The sequence below is a fragment of the Flavobacterium ustbae genome (assembly GCF_003946915.1).
Lineage (GTDB): Bacteria > Bacteroidota > Bacteroidia > Flavobacteriales > Flavobacteriaceae > Flavobacterium > Flavobacterium ustbae.
Genome location: NZ_RPOC01000007.1, coordinates 229998 through 252839, shown reverse-complemented (window position 1 = coordinate 252839; position 22842 = coordinate 229998). Strand labels below are relative to the sequence as shown.

11 protein-coding genes are annotated in these 22842 nt (G+C 36.4%); 3 read left to right on the top strand and 8 right to left on the bottom strand.

All coding sequences use genetic code 11. The features are described 5' to 3' along the window. Positions 1 to 660 precede the first annotated feature (660 nt). Genes EG814_RS11620 through EG814_RS11610 form a run of 3 tightly spaced genes read left to right on the top strand, consistent with a single transcriptional unit; the run spans position 661 to position 4488 of the window. Complete coding sequence (locus EG814_RS11620; protein ID WP_125722064.1) at positions 661 to 1299, top strand: 2Fe-2S iron-sulfur cluster-binding protein; 639 nt, start codon at positions 661 to 663, stop codon at positions 1297 to 1299. Further along, positions 1296 to 2276 (top strand): FAD binding domain-containing protein, encoded by a 981-nt coding sequence (locus tag EG814_RS11615; protein ID WP_125722062.1) that lies wholly within the window; start codon positions 1296 to 1298, stop codon positions 2274 to 2276. Before EG814_RS11620 ends, EG814_RS11615 begins: the two co-directional genes overlap by 4 nt. Before the next feature lie 7 nt (positions 2277 to 2283). Next, positions 2284 to 4488 (top strand): xanthine dehydrogenase family protein molybdopterin-binding subunit, encoded by a 2205-nt coding sequence (locus EG814_RS11610; protein ID WP_125722060.1) that lies wholly within the window; start codon positions 2284 to 2286, stop codon positions 4486 to 4488. A 257-nt stretch (positions 4489 to 4745) separates the two neighbouring features. Here the strand turns inward: EG814_RS11610 and EG814_RS11605 are convergent, their stop codons facing one another. From EG814_RS11605 to EG814_RS11570, 8 genes are all read right to left on the bottom strand, one after another. After that, positions 4746 to 5309 carry a DUF2911 domain-containing protein gene (locus EG814_RS11605; protein ID WP_125722058.1) on the bottom strand — a complete coding sequence of 188 codons (564 nt, stop codon included), beginning with the start codon at positions 5307 to 5309 and terminating at the stop codon, positions 4746 to 4748. Positions 5310 to 5518: 209 nt separating this feature from the next. After that, the gene (locus EG814_RS11600) at positions 5519 to 7318 is read right to left on the bottom strand and encodes a glycoside hydrolase family 2 protein (protein WP_125722056.1); all 1800 of its coding nucleotides are present in this window, start codon (positions 7316 to 7318) and stop codon (positions 5519 to 5521) included. Positions 7319 to 7587: 269 nt separating this feature from the next. Next, positions 7588 to 10011 (bottom strand): glycoside hydrolase family 2 protein, encoded by a 2424-nt coding sequence (locus EG814_RS11595; RefSeq protein WP_125722054.1) that lies wholly within the window; start codon positions 10009 to 10011, stop codon positions 7588 to 7590. A gap of 131 nt (positions 10012 to 10142) precedes the next feature. Further along, positions 10143 to 11324 carry a glycoside hydrolase family 88 protein gene (locus EG814_RS11590; RefSeq protein ID WP_125722052.1) on the bottom strand — a complete coding sequence of 394 codons (1182 nt, stop codon included), beginning with the start codon at positions 11322 to 11324 and terminating at the stop codon, positions 10143 to 10145. Between the two features lie 537 nt (positions 11325 to 11861). Further along, the gene (locus EG814_RS11585) at positions 11862 to 13382 is read right to left on the bottom strand and encodes a RagB/SusD family nutrient uptake outer membrane protein (protein WP_125722050.1); all 1521 of its coding nucleotides are present in this window, start codon (positions 13380 to 13382) and stop codon (positions 11862 to 11864) included. Positions 13383 to 13394: 12 nt separating this feature from the next. Continuing rightward, the gene (locus EG814_RS11580; protein ID WP_125722048.1) at positions 13395 to 16397 is read right to left on the bottom strand and encodes a SusC/RagA family TonB-linked outer membrane protein; all 3003 of its coding nucleotides are present in this window, start codon (positions 16395 to 16397) and stop codon (positions 13395 to 13397) included. Positions 16398 to 16734: 337 nt separating this feature from the next. Further along, positions 16735 to 20826 (bottom strand): two-component regulator propeller domain-containing protein, encoded by a 4092-nt coding sequence (locus EG814_RS11575; protein WP_125722046.1) that lies wholly within the window; start codon positions 20824 to 20826, stop codon positions 16735 to 16737. Positions 20827 to 21023: 197 nt separating this feature from the next. Continuing rightward, positions 21024 to 22652, bottom strand: a complete 1629-nt coding sequence (locus tag EG814_RS11570; protein WP_125722044.1) for a hypothetical protein — start codon at positions 22650 to 22652, stop codon at positions 21024 to 21026. Positions 22653 to 22842: the final 190 nt, after the last annotated feature.

Below are 22842 nucleotides of genomic sequence, written 5' to 3'. Positions count from 1 at the left end.
GCGCAAAGTTTTTTAAACCATATAAGTGATATAAGTTTAAGTACGGGATATTTTTGTTTCTCGCAGATTCTGCAGATGGAGCAGATTTCTTTAGTATATTTTAAAATATGCGAAATCTTTTAACGCAACAATAATCTGCTTTATCTGCCAAATCTGCGAGAAAAAAAAACTTTCATAATAAATCTCAGAAAAAGAGGCGCAAAGTTTTTTATATCACTTATGTGGTTTAAAAAACTTTGCGCCTCTGCGACTTTGCGAGGTTTTTTTTAAGTAAGATAAGATTTTCAAGTTCTTTTCCTTAATTAAACTTATATCACTTATATGGTTTAAAAAAACTTTGCGTTTCTGCGACTTTGCGAGATTTTTTTTAAGTAAGATAAGATTTTCAAGTTCTTTTCCTTAATTAAACTTATATCACTTATATGGTTTAAAAAACTTGCGTCTCTGCGACTTTGCGCGATTTTTTTTAAGTAAGATAAGATTTTCAAGTTCTTTTTCTTAATTAAACTTAATATCACTTATATGGTTCAAAAAAAAAAAAAGAAATTGTAATTATTCTAAATAAGAGTAATGTTTGAATTTTATAATTTTTTCTTACAGAAGATCGCTAAATTTGTTAGAATGACAAAAGTGAATTGGCTAATTTAACAAATAGACTGAATGGCTTCTAAAAAAACAAATCAGAATAAAGTAACACCCGAGGATTCTAACTCGCGACGTGACTTTATCAAGAAATCAGGACTTTTTACCGCTTTGGCGCTGACGCCGCCTTCATTGGTAATGGCTTCAGAAAAGAAATGGGACGAAAAAATAGCGGAGTATTTAGAAACCGTACCGCTTTCTATTGAAGTAAATGGCACAAAACACAATCTGAATATCGAGCCGAGAACTACTTTGCTTGATTTGCTTCGCGAACAATTACAGCTTACAGGAACCAAAAAAGGCTGTGACCACGGGCAATGTGGTGCGTGTACAGTACACGTAAACGGAACTCGAATTTTGTCATGTCTTTCTCTAGCATCGATGCAGCAAAACGCTCAGGTAACTACGATCGAAGGACTTTCGAAAGGAAAAAAACTGCACCCGATGCAAGAAGCTTTTATCAAACACGATGGATTTCAGTGTGGGTATTGCACGCCGGGACAAATCATGTCGGGAATTGCCTGTATCAAAGAAGGTCATGCTAATAGCAGAGAAGAAATAAGCGAATACATGAGTGGAAACATCTGTCGTTGCGGTGCTTATCATAATATTGTTGATGCTATAACTGAAGTGAAGGAAGGAGGGAAGGAATTATGAAAAACTTTCAGATAATTAAAGCGTTGTCATCTTCTTCGGCAATAACAGGAAAAGCCAAAGACAATTCGTCCATGTTTATTGCAGGAGGAACAAATTTGGTCGATTTGATGAAGAAGAATATTGTCGCACCAGACAAATTAGTAGATATTAACGGACTGGATTTAAAGAAAATAGAGTTTTTAAAAGGTAAAGTTTCAATCGGTGCATTGGCAAAAAACAGTCAGGTTGCCGAAGATGCTACTATAAAAGAAAAACATCCGCTGTTAGCTTTGGCTTTGGCAGCAGGTGCATCGCAACAGATTCGCCACATGGCAACAGTGGGAGGAAATATGTTGCAAAAAACACGCTGTTCGTATTATTATAACAGCGATATGCCTTGTAACAAACGCGTTCCTAAAAGCGGATGTGGCGCTATTGGCGGTTCAAATAGAATGCACGCTATTTTTGGAGCATCCGATAGCTGTATCGCCGTTCATCCAAGTGATATGTGCGTGGCTTTGGCGGCGCTTGACGCGAAAGTTTTAGTGGAAGGTCCAAAAGGGAAACGAGAGATTAATTTTACTGATTTTCATCGTCTTCCAGGAAATACTCCTGAAAAAGACAATAAACTGGATGAAAGAGAACTGATTACTTCGGTAGAAATTCCAGATAATGATTTTACCAAAAATGTTCATTATCTAAAAGTGCGTGACAGAACAAGTTATGCTTTTGCATTGGTTTCAGTTGCCGTAGCTTTAGATATAAAAAATAATAAAATTAAAGATGTGAGACTCGCTATGGGCGGCGTGGCACATAAACCTTGGCGATTAACGGAAACCGAAGAATTTCTAAAAGGAAAAACAGTTTCAGAAGAGGTTTTTAAACAAGCAGGAAACCTGTCTATGAAAGGCGCAAGAGGATACGGTGGCAATGATTTTAAATTGACGCTTGGAGGAAATGCAGTAACGGAAGCACTTACAATAGCAGCATCAAAATAATTCAATTATGAGCAAAACAAGTAATATTAATAGAGTTGACGGATTTGCTAAAGTAACAGGTTCTGCAACGTATTCGGCTGAATATAAAACATCTGGAGTTGTTTATGCCTGCCTTGTAGGGAGTACCATAGCAAAAGGAAGAATCAAAACCATCGATACTAAAAAAGCAGAATGGGCGCCGGGAGTTTTGGCTGTCATTACGCATTTAAATGTGGACAAACCTTCTGGATATCAAAAAGCAAAAGACAAACATAATTTCGGTCAGCCTTTACAGATTTTTAAGGATGATTCGGTTTTGTATTACGATCAGCCGATTGCTTTGGTAATTGCGGATTCTTTTGAACGCATGCGTTATGCAGCGAGTTTAGTTAAAGCAGATTATTTTAAAGAAGAACATTCTACTGAACTTCAAAAAGCAGCAGATAAAGAGAAAAAAGTCGAAACCGATAAAGGAAATGATTACCATCGCGGGGAACATGACGGCTATAAAAATGGTGAGGTTGTATTGGAAACAGAATATACGATTCCAACCGAAGTTCATAACCCAATGGAATTGGCGAACATTATTGCGAAATGGGACGGAAATAAACCCATTTTATATACCAAAAGTCAGGGAGTTGAAGGAACACGAAAAAGTGTTGCGGGTGTTTTTGGCGTTCCTGTTGAAGATGTTGAGGTGCATGCGGAATATATTGGTGGTGCTTTCGGAATGGGATTGCATACGTGGCCGTATGAAATTGCGGCTTTAATTGGTGCGAAAAAATTAAATCGTCCAGTAAAACTGGTTTTGCATCGCGAACAGATGTTTACCAATGTTGGTTTTAGACCGTACACCATTCAGAAAATGGGATTAGGTGCAACTAAAGATGGAAAACTAACAGGATTAACGCACGAAGCTGTGGCGATGACCTCGAGTTACGAAGATTTTATGGAAGGAACAGTAAACATGTCACGCTTTATTTATGATTGTGCGAACGTTTCTACTCGTTATAGAATTGTGCCTTTGGATACTTGCACGCCAATCTGGATGCGCGGGCCGGGAGAAGCAACGGGTTCTTTTGCCTTAGAATCTGCAATGGATGAAATGGCTTATAAATTAGATTTAGATCCGATTGAGTTTCGTAAACGCAATTATGCCGAAAAAGATCTGGAACAAAATAAACCGTGGAGCAGTAAATTTCTTTTAGAATGCTACGAAGCGGGAATGGAAAAAATTGGCTGGAAAAATCGTAAAAACGAACCAGGTTCTGTAAAAGAAGGTAACTGGTTGGTAGGTTACGGAATGGGAACAGGAACTTTTGGCTGTTACAGAAGTCCGACTTCGGTAAAAGCAAAATTTTTAGCCAATGGAGATTTAGTATTGCAATGCAGCGTAAACGATATGGGACCCGGAACGGCAACCATGATGACAGCAATTGGAGCTGAAATTACGGGTATTCCATCTGAGAATGTCATCATCGAAATGGGAAAAAGCGGACTCCCAAAAGGACCAACGCAAGGAGGATCGGCAACGACTTCTTCTGTAGGTTCGGCGGTGCATGATTCTTGTAATCTTTTGGTTAGTAAAGTACTGGAATTAGCAGGAACAAATGCGACTTTTAAAGGAATTCCAATTACGGATCTGACTTTCGAAAACGGGTTGATTTCTTCTAAAAAAGAGAAATCAAAATCGATTGCTCTGACTTCACTTTTAAGCGCTAATAAATTGGAAAACCTAGAAGTAGAGAATCTTTCTAAAGCGGCAGAAGAAGCTAAGAAATATTCTATTTACTCTTTTTCGGTTCATTTTGTAAAAGTATTAGTGAATCCGAATCTGGGTAAAATAAGATTGGCACATGTGGTTTCCTGCGCTGATATCGGAACGGTTATCAGTCAGAAAACCTCTGCGGGACAAATGTTCGGCGGAGCTGTTGGCGGAATTGGAATGGGATTAATGGAAGCTCTTGAAATCGATCATCGTTTCGGCCGTCCGATCAATAACAATTTTGCCGATTATCATGTTCCCGTAAATGCAGATATTGAAAAGCAGGAAGTGTTTTTCGTCAATAAAAAAGATCCAATCAGTAATCCAATGGGGACAAAAGGTTTGGGAGAAACTGCTTTAGTAGGAATGGCGCCTGCAATTGCTAATGCCGTTTTCAACGCAACAGGAAAACGTGTTCGCGATTTACCAATTACTTTGGATAAAATTATAGAAACCGTTAAGGTTTAAAGCCACGGATTATTTCAATTGAAAAAAAATAGCCACGAATTCACGAATTTTTTTTTCTGCTAAATCGAAAATCTCTGCAAAAGTTAAAACCACAAATTACACAAATTTTCGCAAATTTCTTTTTAAAATAATTTGTGGAAATTTGTGGTTATATTTTTTAATTAAAGCAATAATTCGTGAATTCGCGGCTAAAAAAAAATCGCAAAGCTTAAAAAAACTTTGCGACTTTGTGCCTTCGTGGCATTTATCATTAAAAATTACTTAACTGTAATTGGCAATTCAACCGTAGTTTTATCCCATCCAATAACCAAATTAGCTACATTTCCTTGCGTTGTAAAAGCAATAGATAAAGCCTCGATTACATCAGAAACGTTTTTAACCGGAACAGAAACTCTTACCACATCTTTCTTCTCGTCGTAAGCATAACCACCCCATAAATCCAATTCTTTATTGATAATGATGGTCCATTTATCTTTTTCTGGAATAGCAAATAAACTATAGTATCCAGCAGGAACTTTTTTACCACCAATAGTCACGTCTTTGTAGAATTTAATTTCTGTGTTTTCGTTAGCACCAACTCTCCAGATTTCGCCAAACTTTACAACATCTCCAAAAATAGTTCTTCCTTTTGCAGAAGGTCTTGCATAAGTAACTTTTACAACCGGATTTGGAGTATCTGTTTTTTTGAATTTAACCGCTTTGTTCGGGAAATAAGAAATATCAACTGGGCTATTGTCAAGAGGAGCAAATTTTACCACATCCTGAGCCTGAACTGTAAAAGCAGCAAACAAAGTAACTGCCAGTAAACATAATTTTTTCATAGGATTACAATTTTTTTAGATTATCACAAAGTAAGTTAATAATGAAGAAAAATCATATAAATTCAAGTCGGTTTTTTGTTAATGAATTGATAACAGATTTTCTTTTTTCGTCATTTTTTACTGTAGAGACGCACAGCAGTGCGTCTAACGTATTGTGATTCTCCGTTGTGTAGACGCACTGCGTTGCGCCTCTACAGATAATTTTGTGTTTAATATTCGCTTTTCTTCTTTGCGTACCAATCCTGCATGATATAAAATGCTTTCTTTTTCTCTCCGTCATTCGAAATTAAACCTTTACGATTATATCCATCCTGAATCCCTGGAAGCAATCTTTTAGGTGATCTAAAATCAACCAGAATCCACGGGCTTAATCCACTTAGATGTGGAATTTTTTCGATCATTTTTAAATTCTGAATGTATAGATATTCCTGATATTCCTCTGTCCAGCGTTCATTTTTTTCTCCGTGAAAACCGGCTTTTGCATCGCCTCCAAACTCAGAAACAATAATCGGTTTGTTGTATTTAGATTTCCAGACTTTTTTTTCAGCATCTTCCAGATTTCCACCGTACCAACCTAGATATTGATTGAAAGCCACCACATCTAAAACTTCTCCAATTGGATCATCTATAGTTTCATTTTTAGTTAATAAAGCCGCACTGATTAATCTGGTATTGTCTAATGATCTTGTATGTGATGCTAGATTTTTAATGAAAGTATTTCTCGCATCAGAAATAGGCGTTTCATTTGCCATTGACCAGATAATGATACTAGCTCTATTTTTATCTCTAATTATTGAAGCAGTTAACTGATCTTCGGCATTTTGGTACGTGTTTTTATTTGTAAATTCAACTGTCCAATACACCGGAATTTCTTCCCAAACCATGATTCCCATTTTATCAGCTTCGCGAATGATATTTTCGTTATGCGGATAATGCGCCAAACGAACATAATTGCAACCCATTTCTTTTGCCCAATTCAATAAACGCAAAGCATCTTCAACAGAATTAGCACGGCCTCCTTTGGCATTTTCTTCATGAATAGAAATACCACGTAAAAAAATCTGTTTTCCGTTAAGCAAGATTTTATCTTCTTTAGTTTCGATAGTTCTAAAACCAATTTTATCGTTTAGTTTTTTCCCATTAAAATCAATCGTAACATCATACAATTTTGGATTTTCTGGCGACCAGTAGGATATTTTCTTTGAAGGAATTTCAAAATTCAGATTTCCGTCAGCGCCAACTTTTCCTTTGTAATTGATTTTCAATTCTGGAATCGAAATAGAAACCGCATTTTGAGTCGAATTTAGATTATTGACTTTTACAAAACCTGAAATTACCGTAGCATTTCTTTTTTTAAGCTGAATAGTATAATCTTCTATAAAAGAAGCATCTTCCTCAATTAAAGTCACATCGCGTGTGATACCGCCATAATTCCACCAATCAGTATTTACGGTCGGAACGTCTTCTTTGTGGCGCGTATTATCGACTTTAATAACCAGATAGTTATCTTTTTGCTTTACAATCGAAGTCACTTCATAATTAAACGGAGTAAAACCGCCTTGGTGCGTACCAAGTTTTTTTCCGTTTAAATAAACATCAGCTTTGTAATTGATAGCTCCCAAATATACAAACAGACGTTTTTTAGGCGCTAAATTGTAGTCAAACGACTTTTTGAACCATACATTTCCTTCATAATATTTTAATTCCGGAACCTGCGAATTCCAATCGCCCGGAATTGTAATTGTTGGCGATTTATCAAAATCATATTCTACTAGTTCTTGTTTGTTTTGAGCGTGATAATTGGTAAAAAAAGCTCCTTTTGCCGGTTTTTCACTTTTATCGTATTGATCTAAATGAAAACTGTAAAATCCCGTTTGATAGGGATCTACAATATAATTCCAAACTCCGTTTAGTGAAGTGGTATTTCGGTTGGGTACGTTTGAGATTAGATTTTGTGCAGACACAAAAACGGAAGAGGTTAGGAATAATGCGGTTAATAGTTTTTTCATTTTTTTTGCTTTTTGTATTTGTGTTTTGCCACGAAGGCGCTAAGGCACAAAGTTTTTTGTTTTTTGATTCTCGCAAAGTCGCTAAGGCGCAAAGTTTTTTTCTCTTATTTTTTTCATCCTGACGAAGGAAGGATCTCCGCAAGAAACTCTACAAAGATTGACGATTTAGTTTGTCGATGTACTAACGGAGATCCTTCCTTTGTCAGGAAAACAAACTAGGCTTTTAAAAAAAAACTTAGAACCTTAGCCCCTTAGTAGCTCAGAACCATCTATCGAACAGAAATCCTCAAATATTCCCCTTTAAAACTTTGGTTCAAGGCGGTCATTTCAATCGGATTTCCAGAACCATCCGGAATTACCTCAATCGAAGCTTTTCCGTTTGCCATTCTGATGGATTCGCTTCCTGTTGGTGTTCCTTGATTTTTCAATGTTTTCCCTCCCTTTAAACATTGAAAATATACACTCGCTTCGTAATCAAGACAGCGTAAATTGTTGTTGTCAATTGCAATTGCGGTAACTAAATAATTGCCGTTTTTTAATTTTTCTGATGACAATTGTAATGAAACCGCTGTATCATTTTTATTGAAACGATAATTCACTTTTAAAGTGTCCGAAACTGTTTTGCCTTCTATTGTTTTTCCGATGGCTAATAAAACATTTTCACCTTTATTGAAATTGACATCCCAAGTTAAACCATTTGCAGGATAAAGGGAAAGATCTCGCTGTTTTTCTCCCAATGATTTTCCGTCATGGAATAAAGTCACTTTTTCGCAATTACTGAAAACGCTGATCGTTCTCGGCGTGTTTTCAGGTCCTTGGCGTTCTGTCCACGTATGCGATTCGATGTACGCGAAAGGCGCTGTCGCCCAGTAGCTTTTAAAAACATAATAAGCATCTTTCGGAATTCCGTTTCGGTCAGTCAGACCTTTTTGATTCATGTACGGAATATCATCTTCTGGTCGTAAAGGCGTTGCAAAATCCTTAAATGCCCACTGAATATTTCCAACAAAATTGAGATCATTCTCGGATATATGCAAATGCCAGTCAAACAAATCAACAATGTAATTTTCGCTCCAATCGCCAATTTGGGCAATGTTAGCAACTTTGGTTTGAACGATTGCTTCTTCCCAGCCTTCAGCTTTTATAACATTTTCGCCCGTTACCGGATTTTCGCTGTGACGGCCCACATGACTATCCCCGCCATATTCAGCATGAATAAAATGTTTGTATTCTTTTTTGTAAACATCAATTGCTTTCTGATAGTTTTTGTAGCTTCCAGAATACCATCCCGACCAGATCGAAGGCGAGAACACATCTACAATATGAGAACCTTCATAATACTTTCTAATCGCTGTTTTTCTCGTTGGATCTAACTTATGCGAAATGTCATTTAATTCCGTTAAAAATACATTCATTTTATCAGCATTGTCTCCGTCAGGAAAATCAGGAAGCCAGTTCATTTCGTTTCCTAAAGACCAAATTATAATACTCGGATGATTGTAATTTTGATTGATGATTTCGGCCAGCATATTTTTGGTATTAGTTTTCCAGACTTCATTTCCGATTCCGCCGCGACACCACGGCAATTCATCCCAAACCAGTAATCCTAATTCATCACAGGCTTTATAAACTTCAGGATCTTGCGGATAATGTGCTAAACGAACAAAATTTGCCCCCATTTCTTTGATCGATTTCATATCGGTCCAATGCTGTTCGTTACTCATCGCTGCACCAACCCCAGCTTGTTCTTCATGACGATGTGTTCCGCGAATTAACAGACGTTTTCCGTTAAGGAAAAACGGTCCATGATCTTTAAATTCAAACCATCTAAAGCCAACTTTTTCTGAAATGCTGTCTCTAATTTGATTTTTTTCTGATAAAAAAGCAGTTAGTTTATATAAATTCGGTTTTTCCGTATCCCAAAGTTCTGGATTTTTGATGTTTTCGAAAATGATAGTTGAAGTTTTATCCGAAACAGTAATTGTTTTGCTCGCCACTTTTTTCCCTTTCGGATTTTTTAAAGTTACCGTCAACGATAAATCTTTTGAATGATTCGGATTTACAACTGAGGAAACAATTTGAACAGAAGCTTTTTTTGCAGAAACTTCAGGTGTTGTAATCTTTATATTTTCGATATGATTTTTGTACTTGGAAACCAGCCAAACATCGCGCGTGATTCCCCCATAAATAAAGAAATCGCTTTTTTGAGACGGAATAATTTCGATATCATAACTATTATCGACACGGACAAAAACATCGTTGTTTCCTTCTTTAATAAATTTAGTAATATCAATAGAAAAGCCAATATAACCGCCAATATGAGAACCAGCTTCTTTGCCGTTTACATAAACATTTGTGGTAACATTCGATCCTTCAAAATAAAGTGAATAAACCTGATTTTGATCGATTTTTGAAATATTGAGTTTCTTTTGATACCAGCTCGCATCGCGTCTATAGCCGGGATTTAAATCCGTTGCATCTTCGGCATTCCAAGTGTGCGGTAAGTTGAGAGCAACCCAGTTGGAAGCTTTTTGCACTTCGCTGAGGTTAGAAGTATGATTTTCTAAATACAGCCAATTGTCGTTAATGTTTGTTTTTGTCTGAGCAAAACTGCTGCTCAGACAAATTTGAACAAAAACAAGGGTAATGAAAATGTAAAATGTATTTTTTATTTTATTGGTACAAAGGTTCATAGGTACAAAGCTTATTTTGAGGTTCTGAGGTACTTAGGTGCTAAGGTGCTAAGGTTTTATTTTGTTAAGATTAAAGATTCAAAGTCTATTTTACTTTGTTCAGTATCTTAGCGCCTCAGCATCTTAGTACCTTAGGACCTTTTTCGAAGAAGTGCTTCCAAAAAGTAATAATCTGCATAAATTATCGGTTCGTCAATTTCGTCGTGTTTGGGCCAGTTTCCAGTGCTGTGATCGAGTAGGAAAGGGGCATTGATCGCTGTACTCAAAATATATTTATCAGATTGTACCGATGCCATTAGTTTATCCGCGAAAGCGAGATAACTTTGATTTTGAGTATAAGTATACAATTCGTATAATGCCGAAGCCATAACCATCGCAGCAGAAACATCACGTGGCGAATTCGGAATACCTGGATCTTTAAGATCCCAATACGGAATACCGTCTTCTGGCAGATTTTTATGCGCCATAAAAAAATGTGCTGTTCCTTCAGCCTGATTTAAATAGGCAGAATCTTTGGTATATCGGTACGACATCGTAAATCCGTAAACCGCCCAAGCTTGACCGCGTGCCCAAACCGAATCGTCATTATAGCCCTGAAGGGTTGTTTTTTTTCTTACGGCGCCTGTTGTTGGATTATAATCGATAACATGATAACAGGAATTGTCGTCTCTAAATTGGTTTTTTAAAGTAGTATTAGCATGTTTTATAGCAACGTCACGGTATTTTGGATTTCCAGATATTTTGGATGCTTCAAAAAGTAGTTCCAGATTCATCATATTATCAATGATTACGGGATAATCCCAAATTTCTTTGTTGAAATCCCACGAACGAATGGAGCCCACTTTTGGATTAAACCTTGTGCATAAAGTTTCTGCGCCTTTAATAATTACTGCTTCGTATTCTTTTTTGTTTTCCACTTTTAGCGCTTCTCCAAAACTGCAAAACACTTTAAAACCTACATCATGCGAATTACTATTGACACTTTCTTTTTTGCTGAAAGGCGTCCATTTTTGAGCTTGTTCTTTGTATCGGGAATCACCTGTTAATCGGTACAATTGCCAAAGATTTCCTGCGAAGAATCCGCTGGTCCAGTCTTTTGAAGGAACTTTACGAATTTCATTAGTTTTAAGATTCATACTTCTCGGCATCGACATAGAATCGACAGGATAATCGAGCAGCATTTTGTAACGTGTTTCCAACAGTTTTTCTGTAGATACCGCTGTGTTGTTTTTCTGGGCGATAATTCCGGGCTTGCAAGCTGTCATCAGCGATGCAAAACCCAGTGTTAAAGAAACAAAATTGACATTCTTCATATTTAAATATATATTTTTGAGTACGTATTTGAACGCGGATTTTACGGATTCGCTTTCGCGAAGACGCGGATTTACGCTGATTTTTGCTTCACGCAGATTTATGCAGATTAAAGCAGATTTGAATGGATTTTTTTATTTACTCCCGCAGATTTGGCAGATTGAGTTGATTTTTTTTGTTTTACGCAGATTTTAAGAGATTTAAGCAAATTAAAAATGATTTAATTTAAATAAATCTGCCCAATCTGCCAGATCTGCGAGAAACTTAAATCTGCGCTCTCTGCCTAAATCCTTTTTAAATCTGCGTGAAATAATGACAGCCAAAAAGAAAAAAAATCCGTTAAAATCAGCTCTTTCGCGAAAGCGAAATCCGTGTCATCCGCGTTCAGTTTTATTGAAACACATAGAAACATAGAATTTTTAATATACGTTAAATAGACAACAAAAAGAAACTCGTTTCTCACACATAGCTATGTGCTTTGATGCAGAGTGAAACGACTTTTTAGACTATTAAATCTATGTTTCTATGTGTTTAAAAAATTAGTAACCAGGATTGTTTGGTTTTAAATTCGGATTAATAGCCAATTCTGTTCCTGGCAGTGGCCATAAATAATCTTTATTCGGATCAAAATTAGCATGAGGTTCCAAACCATTTGGGCCAAAAACTTCAGGGCCATTTTTCAATCTTTTGATATCGTACCAACGGATATATTCAAATGCCAGTTCTAATCTTCTTTCGTCAATAACCATTTTTCTGAAATCAGCCTGAGAAAGACCCGGCGTTACATTGGCAGGAAAAGAAACCAGTTTTCCTGCTTTATTTCTCGCTCTGGCACGAACTCGGTTTACATAACTGTCAGCCTCTGCCGTTCCCGGATTGATTTCATTTAAAGCTTCAGCAGCCGTTAGTAAAACTTCTGCAAAACGCATTGTGATATAATTGTGTTGCGAAGTTCTTCCGTTAGCTCCAGCTTTTCCCGGAAAACGGAAATATTTGGCAATATGTGGACGTGGCGCTTTTTCGTTATCGCTTGAAGGATAAATCTGTAAGGATCCGCCCGGACCTGTTTTCTTTCTGATAATCGTATCAAAACTCACTGCTCTTCTGTAATCTCGCTGATCCCAAGTATTGAAAACTTTCAAAGAAGGAACTGCAACAGAAAATCCCTGCCCGTAGCTGTAACTGTCATCTTTTAAAGATCCAGTGAAAAATGCCGTATAATCCTGACCGTAATTTCCTGAGGTTAAGTTGTTAAAATCAATTGTAAATAATGGTTCTTTTAATGAAGCCGTTTTGGTAGCATTAAACAAATCCTGAAAATCGGCATCCAAACCTAAACCAAATTTAGCTTCATTGCTAATCACAAATTTAGCTTCATCATAGGCTTTTTGAAAATTTCCTAAAGTAAGATAAACAGAGGCTAAATAACCTGCAGCAGTACCTTTTCCGGGAATTGCTTTTACTTTTGGTTTGTCATCCAGCCATTGTTTTGCAAATTCAAGATCGGCAATAATTTTTGGATACACATCTGCTTCTTTAGTTCTGCTGATTGAATTGACCTGATTTACATCATTCACCACAAAATCAATATACGGAATGTCTCCAAAAAGACGCACCAGATGATAATAAGCAAATGCTCTGGCAAAATGAGCCTGCGCTGCAATCGCGTTTACTTTTGCAGGATCGCCTGGAGTTTTTTTAGCACCTTCAATTGCCTGATTGGCAGCCGTAATAATAACATACGATTGTGGCCAAAAATTGGCAACCAATGCGTTTGTATCGTTCATATTCATATCGTTGACATCGATACGGGCAGCCTGAGTGGTTCTGTCGCCAATATCGGCCATGTCATCGCGAAGCATCAGAGCGATTGTAAATTCTCTTCCCCAATAATTATTGTGGGCAATGTTGGCAAAAGCACCATTTACAGCGGCCTGTAAATCGTCTGTATTGTTGAAGAAATTGTCGGGACGAATGATTCCAACCGGTTTTTCTTCCAAATCAGAACAGCTGAAAAAAGCGAGTGTTCCGACAAATAGAAAAGCTATATATTTTTTCATTTTTTTACTTGATTAGAATTTTACATTAAACCCGAAAGTGAACGTTCTTACGTTTGGATATCCGCCGTAATCCAATCCCAGATTGGTGTTACTTCTCGAATTGGTATCGTTCAGGTAGTTGGTTTCAGGATCGGTACCCGGATAATCTGTAATCGTCCAAAGGTTTTGCGCACTGATGTAAAAACGAACTTTATTCAATCCCATTTTCGAAACGATTTTTTCGTCTAAACTATATCCGATAGAAACGTTTTTCAAACGAATGTAACTTCCGTCATAAACAAATCTTGACGTGATTCTTTTGGTTCTCGCGGCGTTAATTGGCACATTGGTATCGGTATTTGTCGGAGTCCAAGAATCCAAAACTTCAGTTGTAGCGTTGTTATTTCCTGAAGCTAATTCCATCAAAGTATAATTCAGAATTTGATTGCCTTGTGAACCTTGGAAGAAAATATTCAAATCAATATTTTTATACGTAAAATCATTATTGAATCCAAAAATAAAATCAGGATTTGGATTTCCAATAATCGTTTTATCCTGAGAATCCAATTTTCCGTCGCCATTTACATCTCTAAATTTTTCTCCTCCCGCAATGGTTTCAAAATTGCCCGGCAATACCGTTTCTCCCTGCTGAATTACACCATCATAAACAAAGCCGAAGAAAGAACCAACAGGTTGGCCCACTCTTAAAATCTGAGATTCTGTTGCCAGGAAATGCCCTGGAGCAGAGTTGATTAAAAGATCTTTATTATCGGCTAATTTTAGCACTTTATTTTTGTTCGAAGAAATATTAAAATTCGTTGACCAAGTAAAATCGGCACCAATAAAGTTTCGAGTATTAATTCCCAATTCCCATCCTTTATTTTCTAATTCTCCTACATTTTGAAGCTGAGAAGCAATTCCAGAAACTCCCGGAAGCGGACGATTGAACAATAAATCTTTGGTAATTGTTTTATAATAATCGGCTGTAATACTGATTCGGTTATCGAACAAACCTAAATCAATTCCGTAATCCTGTTGATATGAAGTTTCCCATTTCAAGTTCGGATTGTCTAATGAAGTTAATTGAACTGCATTTGTAATCACGTCGCCGCTTACATAATAAATTTCAGAAAATCTGGAAAGAGTAGAGTAGGCACCAATTGACGGATTTCCTGTTGCTCCGTAACTTGCTCTTAATTTTAAGTTAGAAACCGTTTTGTTATCTTTTAAGAAATTTTCTTTGCTAATATTCCATCCAATTGCTCCAGAAGGAAAAGTTCCGTATTTGTAATTTTTACTAAAGCTCGAAGAACCATCTCGTCTCGCTGTGAATGTTAGCAAATATTTATCAGCATAATCAAAGTTTAAACGTCCGAAAGCAGAAATCAATTCGGTTTCAGACAAACCTGAATCTGGTTTTAAGAAAACCGTTCCGGCACCTAAATTTCTATACGAATTGGTATTGGTCAAAAATCCTCTTGATGCGGCATAGGAACTTTCGTTTTTGTTTTTTTGATAGGAATAGCCTCCAAGAACGGTCAGCATTCCTCTGTCGATAACTTCACGTTTGAAGGTCAAATAATTTTCAGTTAAGAAAGAAGAAAATCTGGTGTTGTTTACAGAAGCTTCTCCTTTAATGTTTTTCCCCGCAATTAAAGTCGACGGAATAAATCTTCCGGTCTGCGAATTATTATCGGTTAAGCCTAAAGTCGTTTTAAAATCAAGGTCTTTTGTAATCTGATATTGTGCAAAGAAATTGTTTCGGTTTACGATAGAAGTCGTTTCCAGAATATTTTCCATCGCCGTTGCGTACGGATTGTCAATATCGTCTCCAATTGGCGCTGTGGTTGTGTACGTTCCTTCTTCGTTATAAATTCCTTTATCTGGCATAAAACGGTATGCAGAGGCAATTACACCCGCAGCACCTGTTCCTCCTGCGCCCGTCTGACTCACAATTCCTTCTTTGTTTTGCTTGCTGGTAAAAGTGTTTAAACCTACTTTAAACTTTGGAGACAAATCGGCTTCGAGGTTGCTTACAATTGTGTATTTGTCAATTCCTGAATTGATTACAACTCCGTTTTGATTGAAATACGTTCCCGAAACATAGTAACGAACATTTTCTGAACCTCCTGAAAAAGACAATTGTGTATTCGAAATCATTCCGTCACGATAAATTATATCCTGCCAATCTGAATTTGCCGGACCTTGCGTATGCGTCGTGAAACTTTTTCTGTAAGCCGCAAATTGATCTGCATCTAATAAATGTAGTTTATTGTTTACCGATTGTACCGAAGTCGAGTTACTGAATTCAATTACAGGTTTTCCTGGTTTACCTTTTTTCGTCGTCACCATGATAACACCGTTTGAACCTCTCGATCCGTAAATTGCCGTTGCCGAAGCATCTTTCAAAACCTCAATCGAAGCAATATCCTGAGGCGCTGGCATAGAAACACCCGCAAAGCCGTCAACAACGATTAAAGCGTCTCCGCTGGCATTAATAGAAGTTCCTCCACGAACCCTGATTTTAACTGGCGCTCCAGGTTCACCTCCGTTGTTCGTCATCACAGAAACCCCCGCCGCACGGCCTTGTAAAGCTTGTTCTGCGTTTAAAAGCGGAAAAGCAGTCAGTTCTTTTGCAGTTACAGAAGATACTGAGCCTGTAATGTCACTTTTTTTACGTGTTCCATAACCAACCACAACAACTTCGTCAAGTGCTTTGGTATCGGGTTTTAAACTTACATTGATAACACTTTTTGTTCCAACTGGAATTTCTACCGTTTGAAATCCGACGAAGTTGAAAACTAAAACAGCATTTTTTTCTGAAACGATTACGCTATAATTTCCGTCCATATCGGCAGAAGCGCCAACAGAAGAATTCTTAATATAAACATTGGCACCAGGAAGTCCGAGTTGGTCCTCGCTGGAAGTAATTTTTCCAGTGACTTTCTTGTCCTGTGCATTCATGATGAAATTTACCAGTAAAAAAGATACCAGTAAACACCATTTAAACGGTTTGTTTTTGTGGTTTGTAAACATTCATTTTTTGGTTTTAAGGTTAAAAAGTTAGCTATAGTAGAAAATCAGCAAACTCATTCCGATGATGATAATTACAAAGAGGATTTGCAATAAATTAAAATGTGTTTTTTTGATTTTCATAAGGCAAATGTAGAAGCCAAAAAAGAAATAGAAATACAAAAAAGGGTATCTAAAAATACAGATACCCTTTTTAAAGCCTTTAAAAAAGCGAATTGTTTAAGTTAAAAGTTAAAAGTTAAAAGTTAAAAGTTAAAAGTTAAAAGTTAAAAGTTAAAAGTAAAAAAGCATTAACATCTGGTAATTCACATTTCACATTTCACATTTCACATTTGACATCTCACAATTTAATAGAAGATTTATAAAATTTATCAGCAAATTGCGAAGGTGTTTCTCCATACTTTTTCTGAAAGCATTTGCTAAAGTATTTAGGATTATTAAAACCGACTTTATAACTGATTTCTGAGACCGTTAATTTGTTTTGTTCTAATAATTGTGCAGCACGTTTTAATCGTATTTCATGAATGAATTCGTTTGGCGTGCAATTCGTCCAAGCTTTAATTTTTAAAAATAACATGGTTCGGCTTACGCCCAATTCTGAACAGAAAAACGGAATATCAAATTGTTCATTCGAAATATTTTCTTCGGCAATTTTAAATGCTTTTTTCAGAAGTTCTTCGTCCAAAGAAGAAACCGTAATTTCTGATGGAATAAAACTGTCTTCGCTAGAAAATTTAATTTTAAGACGTTCTGTTGTATTCAGCAGGTTTTTAACACGAAGTCGGAACTCCATTAAATTAAAAGGTTTACTAATGTAATCATCGGCACCACTTTCTAATCCTTCAAATTTATAAACTAAAGAAGAGCGAGAAGTCAGCAGAATTACCGGAATATGACTGGTTTTGATGTTTTCCTTTATTTTCGAACACAATTCAGTTCCTACCATTTCGGGCATAATTACATCGCTGATAATAAGATTTGGAACAAATTTTAGAGCTTTTTCTAAAGCGATTCTACCATTTTCGGCTTCGATAATATTATAGTCTTTTTTAAGCAGGTTTTTCATGAATTTTCTCAAAACCTTATGATCTTCAACCAATAAAATGGTTTGTTTTTCTTCGTTTACAATTAAATCTTCTAAGTCTTCATTTTCCACAATTTCTGAAGGTTCCAATTGTGCCTGATATTGAGCAATATCGTCACTGATTTTAAAATCAGGAATAATTTCGCTGTCAAGCAAATGTTCGCGCCCAAGCGGTAAAGTCACGGTGAAAACAACCCCGCCAGAAGGTTTATTGGTCACATCGATTTTTCCTTTATGTAGTTCCACAATGTTTTTTACGATCGAAAGACCGATTCCGGTTCCTTTATTATAGTTTTTCTGCACCTGATTGTGTGTCGGAACTTCAAAAAACAAATCAAAAATTTTATCAATATGTTCTTCGGCAATTCCAACGCCCGAATCTTCAACCGCAATAAAAAGATTTTGAGCGTCTTTATTGATTTTAATATTGATCGAACCGCCTTTTGGCGTATATCTAAAAGCGTTCGAAATCAAATTATAAAAAACACGTTCGAGTTTATAGCGGTCAAAATATACCAGAATCTCCTCGTTTTCAGTCTCAAACGTATAGTCATAACCGCCGTCTTTGGCATATTCAATAAAAGATAAAAAGATTTCTTTGGTAAATTTGACGATATTTCCATTTGCAGATTCCAGCGTAACCTGATGATTTTCGAGTTTTCTAAAATCCATTAAACGATTAATTAAACTTAAAAGATGATTCGCGCTTCCTTCGATCACCAAAAGCTTTTTATACATTTCGTTTGTTCCGTTATAATCGGCCAGAATTTGCTGTAACGGACCTAAAATCAATGTCAAGGGAGTTCTGAATTCGTGTGAAATATTGGTAAAGAAATCCAGTTTCAATTTATTGTTTTCTTCAATACGCTGGGTTTCCAAATATTCCAGTTCGAGCTTTTGTTTCAGTCTCGCTTTCGATTTCATAATCCAAATCAAACCATAAAGGCCTAAACCAATTATAATTCCGTACAATAAAAAAGCCCAGATACTGCGCCACGGAGCCGGATTTACTACAACGGTCAAAGTAGTCGGAGTCTGATTCCAAACCCCGTCGTTGTTAGCACCGCGAACTTCAAATGTATAGGTTCCGGGATTCTGAATGGCAAAATTAGCTTCGCTGTTTTTAGTCGTTGTCCAGTTGTTTTCTAAGCCAATTAAACGATAACTGTATTGATTATTTTTGGATCGAATGTAATTTGGAATCGCAAAATTGATGGAAAAATTCGCTTTATCATAATCCAAAATAATCGTTTTGGTAAAACCGATGCTTTGTTCCAAAATCCCCTCTTTGTCATGTGCATTTATGGTTTCATTTTTGATTTTCAAATCGGTTATTAAAACTTGGGGAGCGTAATTATTTAACGAAATTTTTGAAGCATCAAAAAATGTTGCGCCAGATGGACTTCCAAAATAAAACTGATTCGCACCTATTTTCAAAGCTGAATTATCATTGAATTCATTACTCGCCAAACCGTCTTTTTGGTCGTAAATGGCAACGGTTCTTTTTATTGTATTGTATTTCAAAATTCCTTGATTGGTGCTAATCCATAGGTTTTTGGCATCATCTTCTAAAATGGAATGGATAGAAGTAATAACTGAATTTCCAATTTTAAGATTGATTCGGTTGAATTTTTTCCCATCAAAATAATGAAGTCCTTTTGCTTTTGTGCCGACCCAGATTTTATTCTGAGAATCCTCAAACAAAGTCAGAATATCGTCGCCCGACAAAGAAGCATGATCGTAAAAGAAATGCTGAATTGTAAATTTCTGCGGATTGAAATTTCGAAGCGAAATGCGATTCAGACCATTTTGCGTTCCAAGCCAGATTGAATGCTGCTTGTCGATTAAAATGCTGCGAACCATATTATTGGTCAGGAAAACAGGTTTTGAAATATCATTTCCAATAATTTGAAAAGTTTTATCGACTGTATTGTAACGAATTAGACCTTTACCAAAAGTACCAATCCATAAAATTTTATTTTCTGCTTTAAGCGAATAAACACCAGATTCTTTTAATAATTCGGTTAAATCTGAAGCGATTCTGTGATCTTCAATTCGTTTAGAAATTGTATTGTAAGCTGATAATCCTTTCGAAAAAGTTCCAATCCATAAAATATGATCGTTGGAAAGACACATCGCTTTAATGTCGTTTTTATTCGATTGTCCGGTTTTGCTGTTGATATAACTTACCGCTTCGGTAGTTGCGTTAAAAATCGTAATTCCTCCGCCTTCAGTTCCAAAATAAATATTCTGATTTTTATCGGCAATTATCGAACTTACGACATCAAAACTCATCGGAATCTTTTTTGAATTCTGATTGTAATTCGAGAAATTGACATTAGAAACGTCCCAAAGATTCACGCCTTTGTAATAACAGCCAATCCAGATAGAACCTTTTCTATCCATAAAAACCGATTTTACTTTATCTATTCCGTTGTTATTGTTGCTGTTGTTAATTTTCTGCAGACTTTTATCTTTTCCTAAAATATAGATGCCGTCATACGCACCGATCCATAAATCACCTTTATTGTCAATTAATAAAGATCGAATATCAGGATTGATTTCGCGGTATTTTTCAACTGGTAAAAAAGAAACAAAAGCTTTTTCTTTCTGATCAAATTTCAAAAGGCCTTTATTTTTTGTTCCGACCCATAAATTGCCGTCTTTATCTTCAATTACCGATTGCACGTTCAATAAATCGGTTGCATTTAAAGGATAATTTTTAAAAGAAAGCTTGCCATTTTTTCTACTGATTAATTGGCATAAACCTTTTGTAGTTCCAATCCAGATTTCGCCTTTTTTGGTTTTTAGAATACTCAGAATATTATTGCTCGGAAGGGTAGAAGCATCCTCATCTGAATGAAAAACCGAGGCAAACAATCCCGATTTTTTATTGAAAATCGTTAATCCTTTAGAAGTTCCAAACCACATTTCGCCACCAATTTCACGAATGCTCCAAACGGCATTATTACTAATCGTATGATTGGCTTTGGTATGAAGATATCTCGTAAAACGATTAGAAAGAGGATCGTAACAGTTTAAGCCGTTGTAAGTTCCTACCCAGATTTTTCCCGAAGCATCTTCGTCAATTGCCAGAATATCATTGTTGCTGATCGAATATTTATCAGCAGCATCATTTCTGAAAATCGTAAAACGGCTTCCGTCGTATTTATTCAGTCCATCTCGGGTTCCAAACCACATCTGCCCAAATTTATCCTGATGAATCGCAATGACAGAACTCTGCGAAAGCCCGTCGGTTGTGGAGATGTTTTTAAGGCGGTATTTATTTTGAGAAAATAGGTTTCCGAAAATAAATACAATTGCGAGAAAAGCTATTTTGTATTTCATAGCGGGATATTTTTTAGTTTCTTTTGCCACGAATTCACGAATTTTTTCTAATCTTTTTGGTTAGATATATTGACTTTGAAATGACATTAAATTCACGAATTATTCAAATTAAGATTATAAATAATTCGTGAATTCGTGGCTATTTCAACACAAAGAAAAATCATTTTAATCTGTGTAATTTGTGGCAAATATTTAGGCTATTTTAAGCGTCTTTGCAATTGATAATTATACAACGAAGGCACTTTATCAATTGATTGATTCAAAAACTCAATATAAGGATCAACATAGTATTTGATTTCAAATTTTGTGTTTCCATGAACGCCGATGATTCTGGCTAAAGCGCCGTCTTTCATTCCGTACAGTAAAACAGTTTTTGCTGCATCTGGATTTTCAACCAAAACATTCAGATTCCAAAAAGTACTGAAAGGGCCGTGAGAAGGTTTCCAGTAATCGGCTCCACCACCGCCAAATAAAAGATAACTATTGTTTTTATCGGCTTTTAAGTGAACGGTAATATTGTCAAAAAGATTTTGATGATTGGCTCCCGAATGCTGATCTAAAAGCGGATCTATAAAAATCTCGCAGTTTTGATAGACATTCTTAGTTGAAAAAGTATTGAAACTTAAAGGATGAACAGCTGAATTATAAATCTTAAGATTTTTGACTAAAATATTATGCACGCCGCCTAAAGTTACCGTATAATGTGCCAAATGCGGACCATCGGTTATAATATCCTGAATGGTAGTATTCGCCACTTCTTCGGCTAAAATTCCGCTGTCGGCATTGGTGATTTTGACATCTTTAACCCAAGAATTAAATAATCGGGTTAGGAAGATTCCGTTATTTCCGGGTTCCACATGATGCGCGACTCTCGGAATATCAGGAAAAGTAAAACGGAGATGTTCGATTCCGACTTCGTTTAAATGTTTCCATTCGACCAACTGTGCCTGATAATTTGGTTTGATAGAAATAGTTAAAGGCGTTTTTAAAGTAATTTTAGAACCCGAAATTTTAGTGATTTCGACCTGCTGTCTTACAATTGGCAATTTGGGAAATTTCCAATGATGTGAACCTGGTTTTACTTTGGCACCCTGATATAAATCTTTGATGATTTCGCCGTTTTCATCGTCTTTATTGAACAATTGTAATTCGACAACATCACCAACTTTTAGATTTTTAACTTCAGAAACGGTAATAACATGTTCGCCCATTTTCCCCGAACTCACTTTCGCCAACGGATTCGGTTCTGGTTCGTATTTATCCAAATAAGATTTTACACGTTCGCCCGGAACTTGTGTCCAGATAAAACCGCCTGACCACGCATATTGCGAAAAAGGAAGATCAATGTTATTTTCAGGTTCACGCTGACGTTTATCAAAAGTGGTTAAATATTCACGAAGTTCCGCCAAAACTTCAGAATCTTTAAGATACATCATCGGTCTTGGACAGTAAATTTCGGTTCCGTTTTCAGCAGAACCAGCACCGCGAAGTACAAAATTACTTCTTTCGATATAGAGAATTTCGCTTAGAATAATTCGTCCTGCAGGCAATTGTAGGATAACATTTCCATCAACAGCATTTGCTGTTTTAAAAGCTTTTAAAAGCGCTTTCGAATCGTCTAATTCGTCATTGGCTTTTACGCCAAAATCTGTTGCATAGATAATTTTTCCATCTGATTCAGGAATGGGTTTTTCACCAAAATGATAACCCGCATAACTGAAATCGGGTAAATAGTTTGTTTTTTGAGATAGGATTTTAGGGATTTCCTGCGCTACTAAAGTATTCATGAAAAGACCGCAGGAGACAAGAATGGTTTGGCGAATCATGGTTTTGTGGTTTTTGTGGTTAGTAAGTTTTTTTGTTTTTTGCCGCTAAGACACGAAGGCTCTAAGATTTTTTGGTTCGCGCAATCCCGATAGTTATCGGGAGCAGAGACGCAAAGATTTTAAGTCTAGTTTGTCTTCCTGAGCGAAGTCGAAGGACGCATAAGTAGCTCCGCAAACAAAATCGACAATC

Coding starts and splice junctions, on each gene's coding strand:
- EG814_RS11620 (WP_125722064.1), top strand. CDS start 661: ATGGCTTCTAAAAAAACAAATCAGAATAAAGTAACACCCGAGGATTCT.
- EG814_RS11615 (WP_125722062.1), top strand. CDS start 1,296: ATGAAAAACTTTCAGATAATTAAAGCGTTGTCATCTTCTTCGGCAATA.
- EG814_RS11610 (WP_125722060.1), top strand. CDS start 2,284: ATGAGCAAAACAAGTAATATTAATAGAGTTGACGGATTTGCTAAAGTA.
- EG814_RS11605 (WP_125722058.1), bottom strand. CDS start 5,309: ATGAAAAAATTATGTTTACTGGCAGTTACTTTGTTTGCTGCTTTTACA.
- EG814_RS11600 (WP_125722056.1), bottom strand. CDS start 7,318: ATGAAAAAACTATTAACCGCATTATTCCTAACCTCTTCCGTTTTTGTG.
- EG814_RS11595 (WP_125722054.1), bottom strand. CDS start 10,011: ATGAACCTTTGTACCAATAAAATAAAAAATACATTTTACATTTTCATT.
- EG814_RS11590 (WP_125722052.1), bottom strand. CDS start 11,324: ATGAAGAATGTCAATTTTGTTTCTTTAACACTGGGTTTTGCATCGCTG.
- EG814_RS11585 (WP_125722050.1), bottom strand. CDS start 13,382: ATGAAAAAATATATAGCTTTTCTATTTGTCGGAACACTCGCTTTTTTC.
- EG814_RS11580 (WP_125722048.1), bottom strand. CDS start 16,397: ATGTTTACAAACCACAAAAACAAACCGTTTAAATGGTGTTTACTGGTA.
- EG814_RS11575 (WP_125722046.1), bottom strand. CDS start 20,826: ATGAAATACAAAATAGCTTTTCTCGCAATTGTATTTATTTTCGGAAAC.
- EG814_RS11570 (WP_125722044.1), bottom strand. CDS start 22,652: ATGATTCGCCAAACCATTCTTGTCTCCTGCGGTCTTTTCATGAATACT.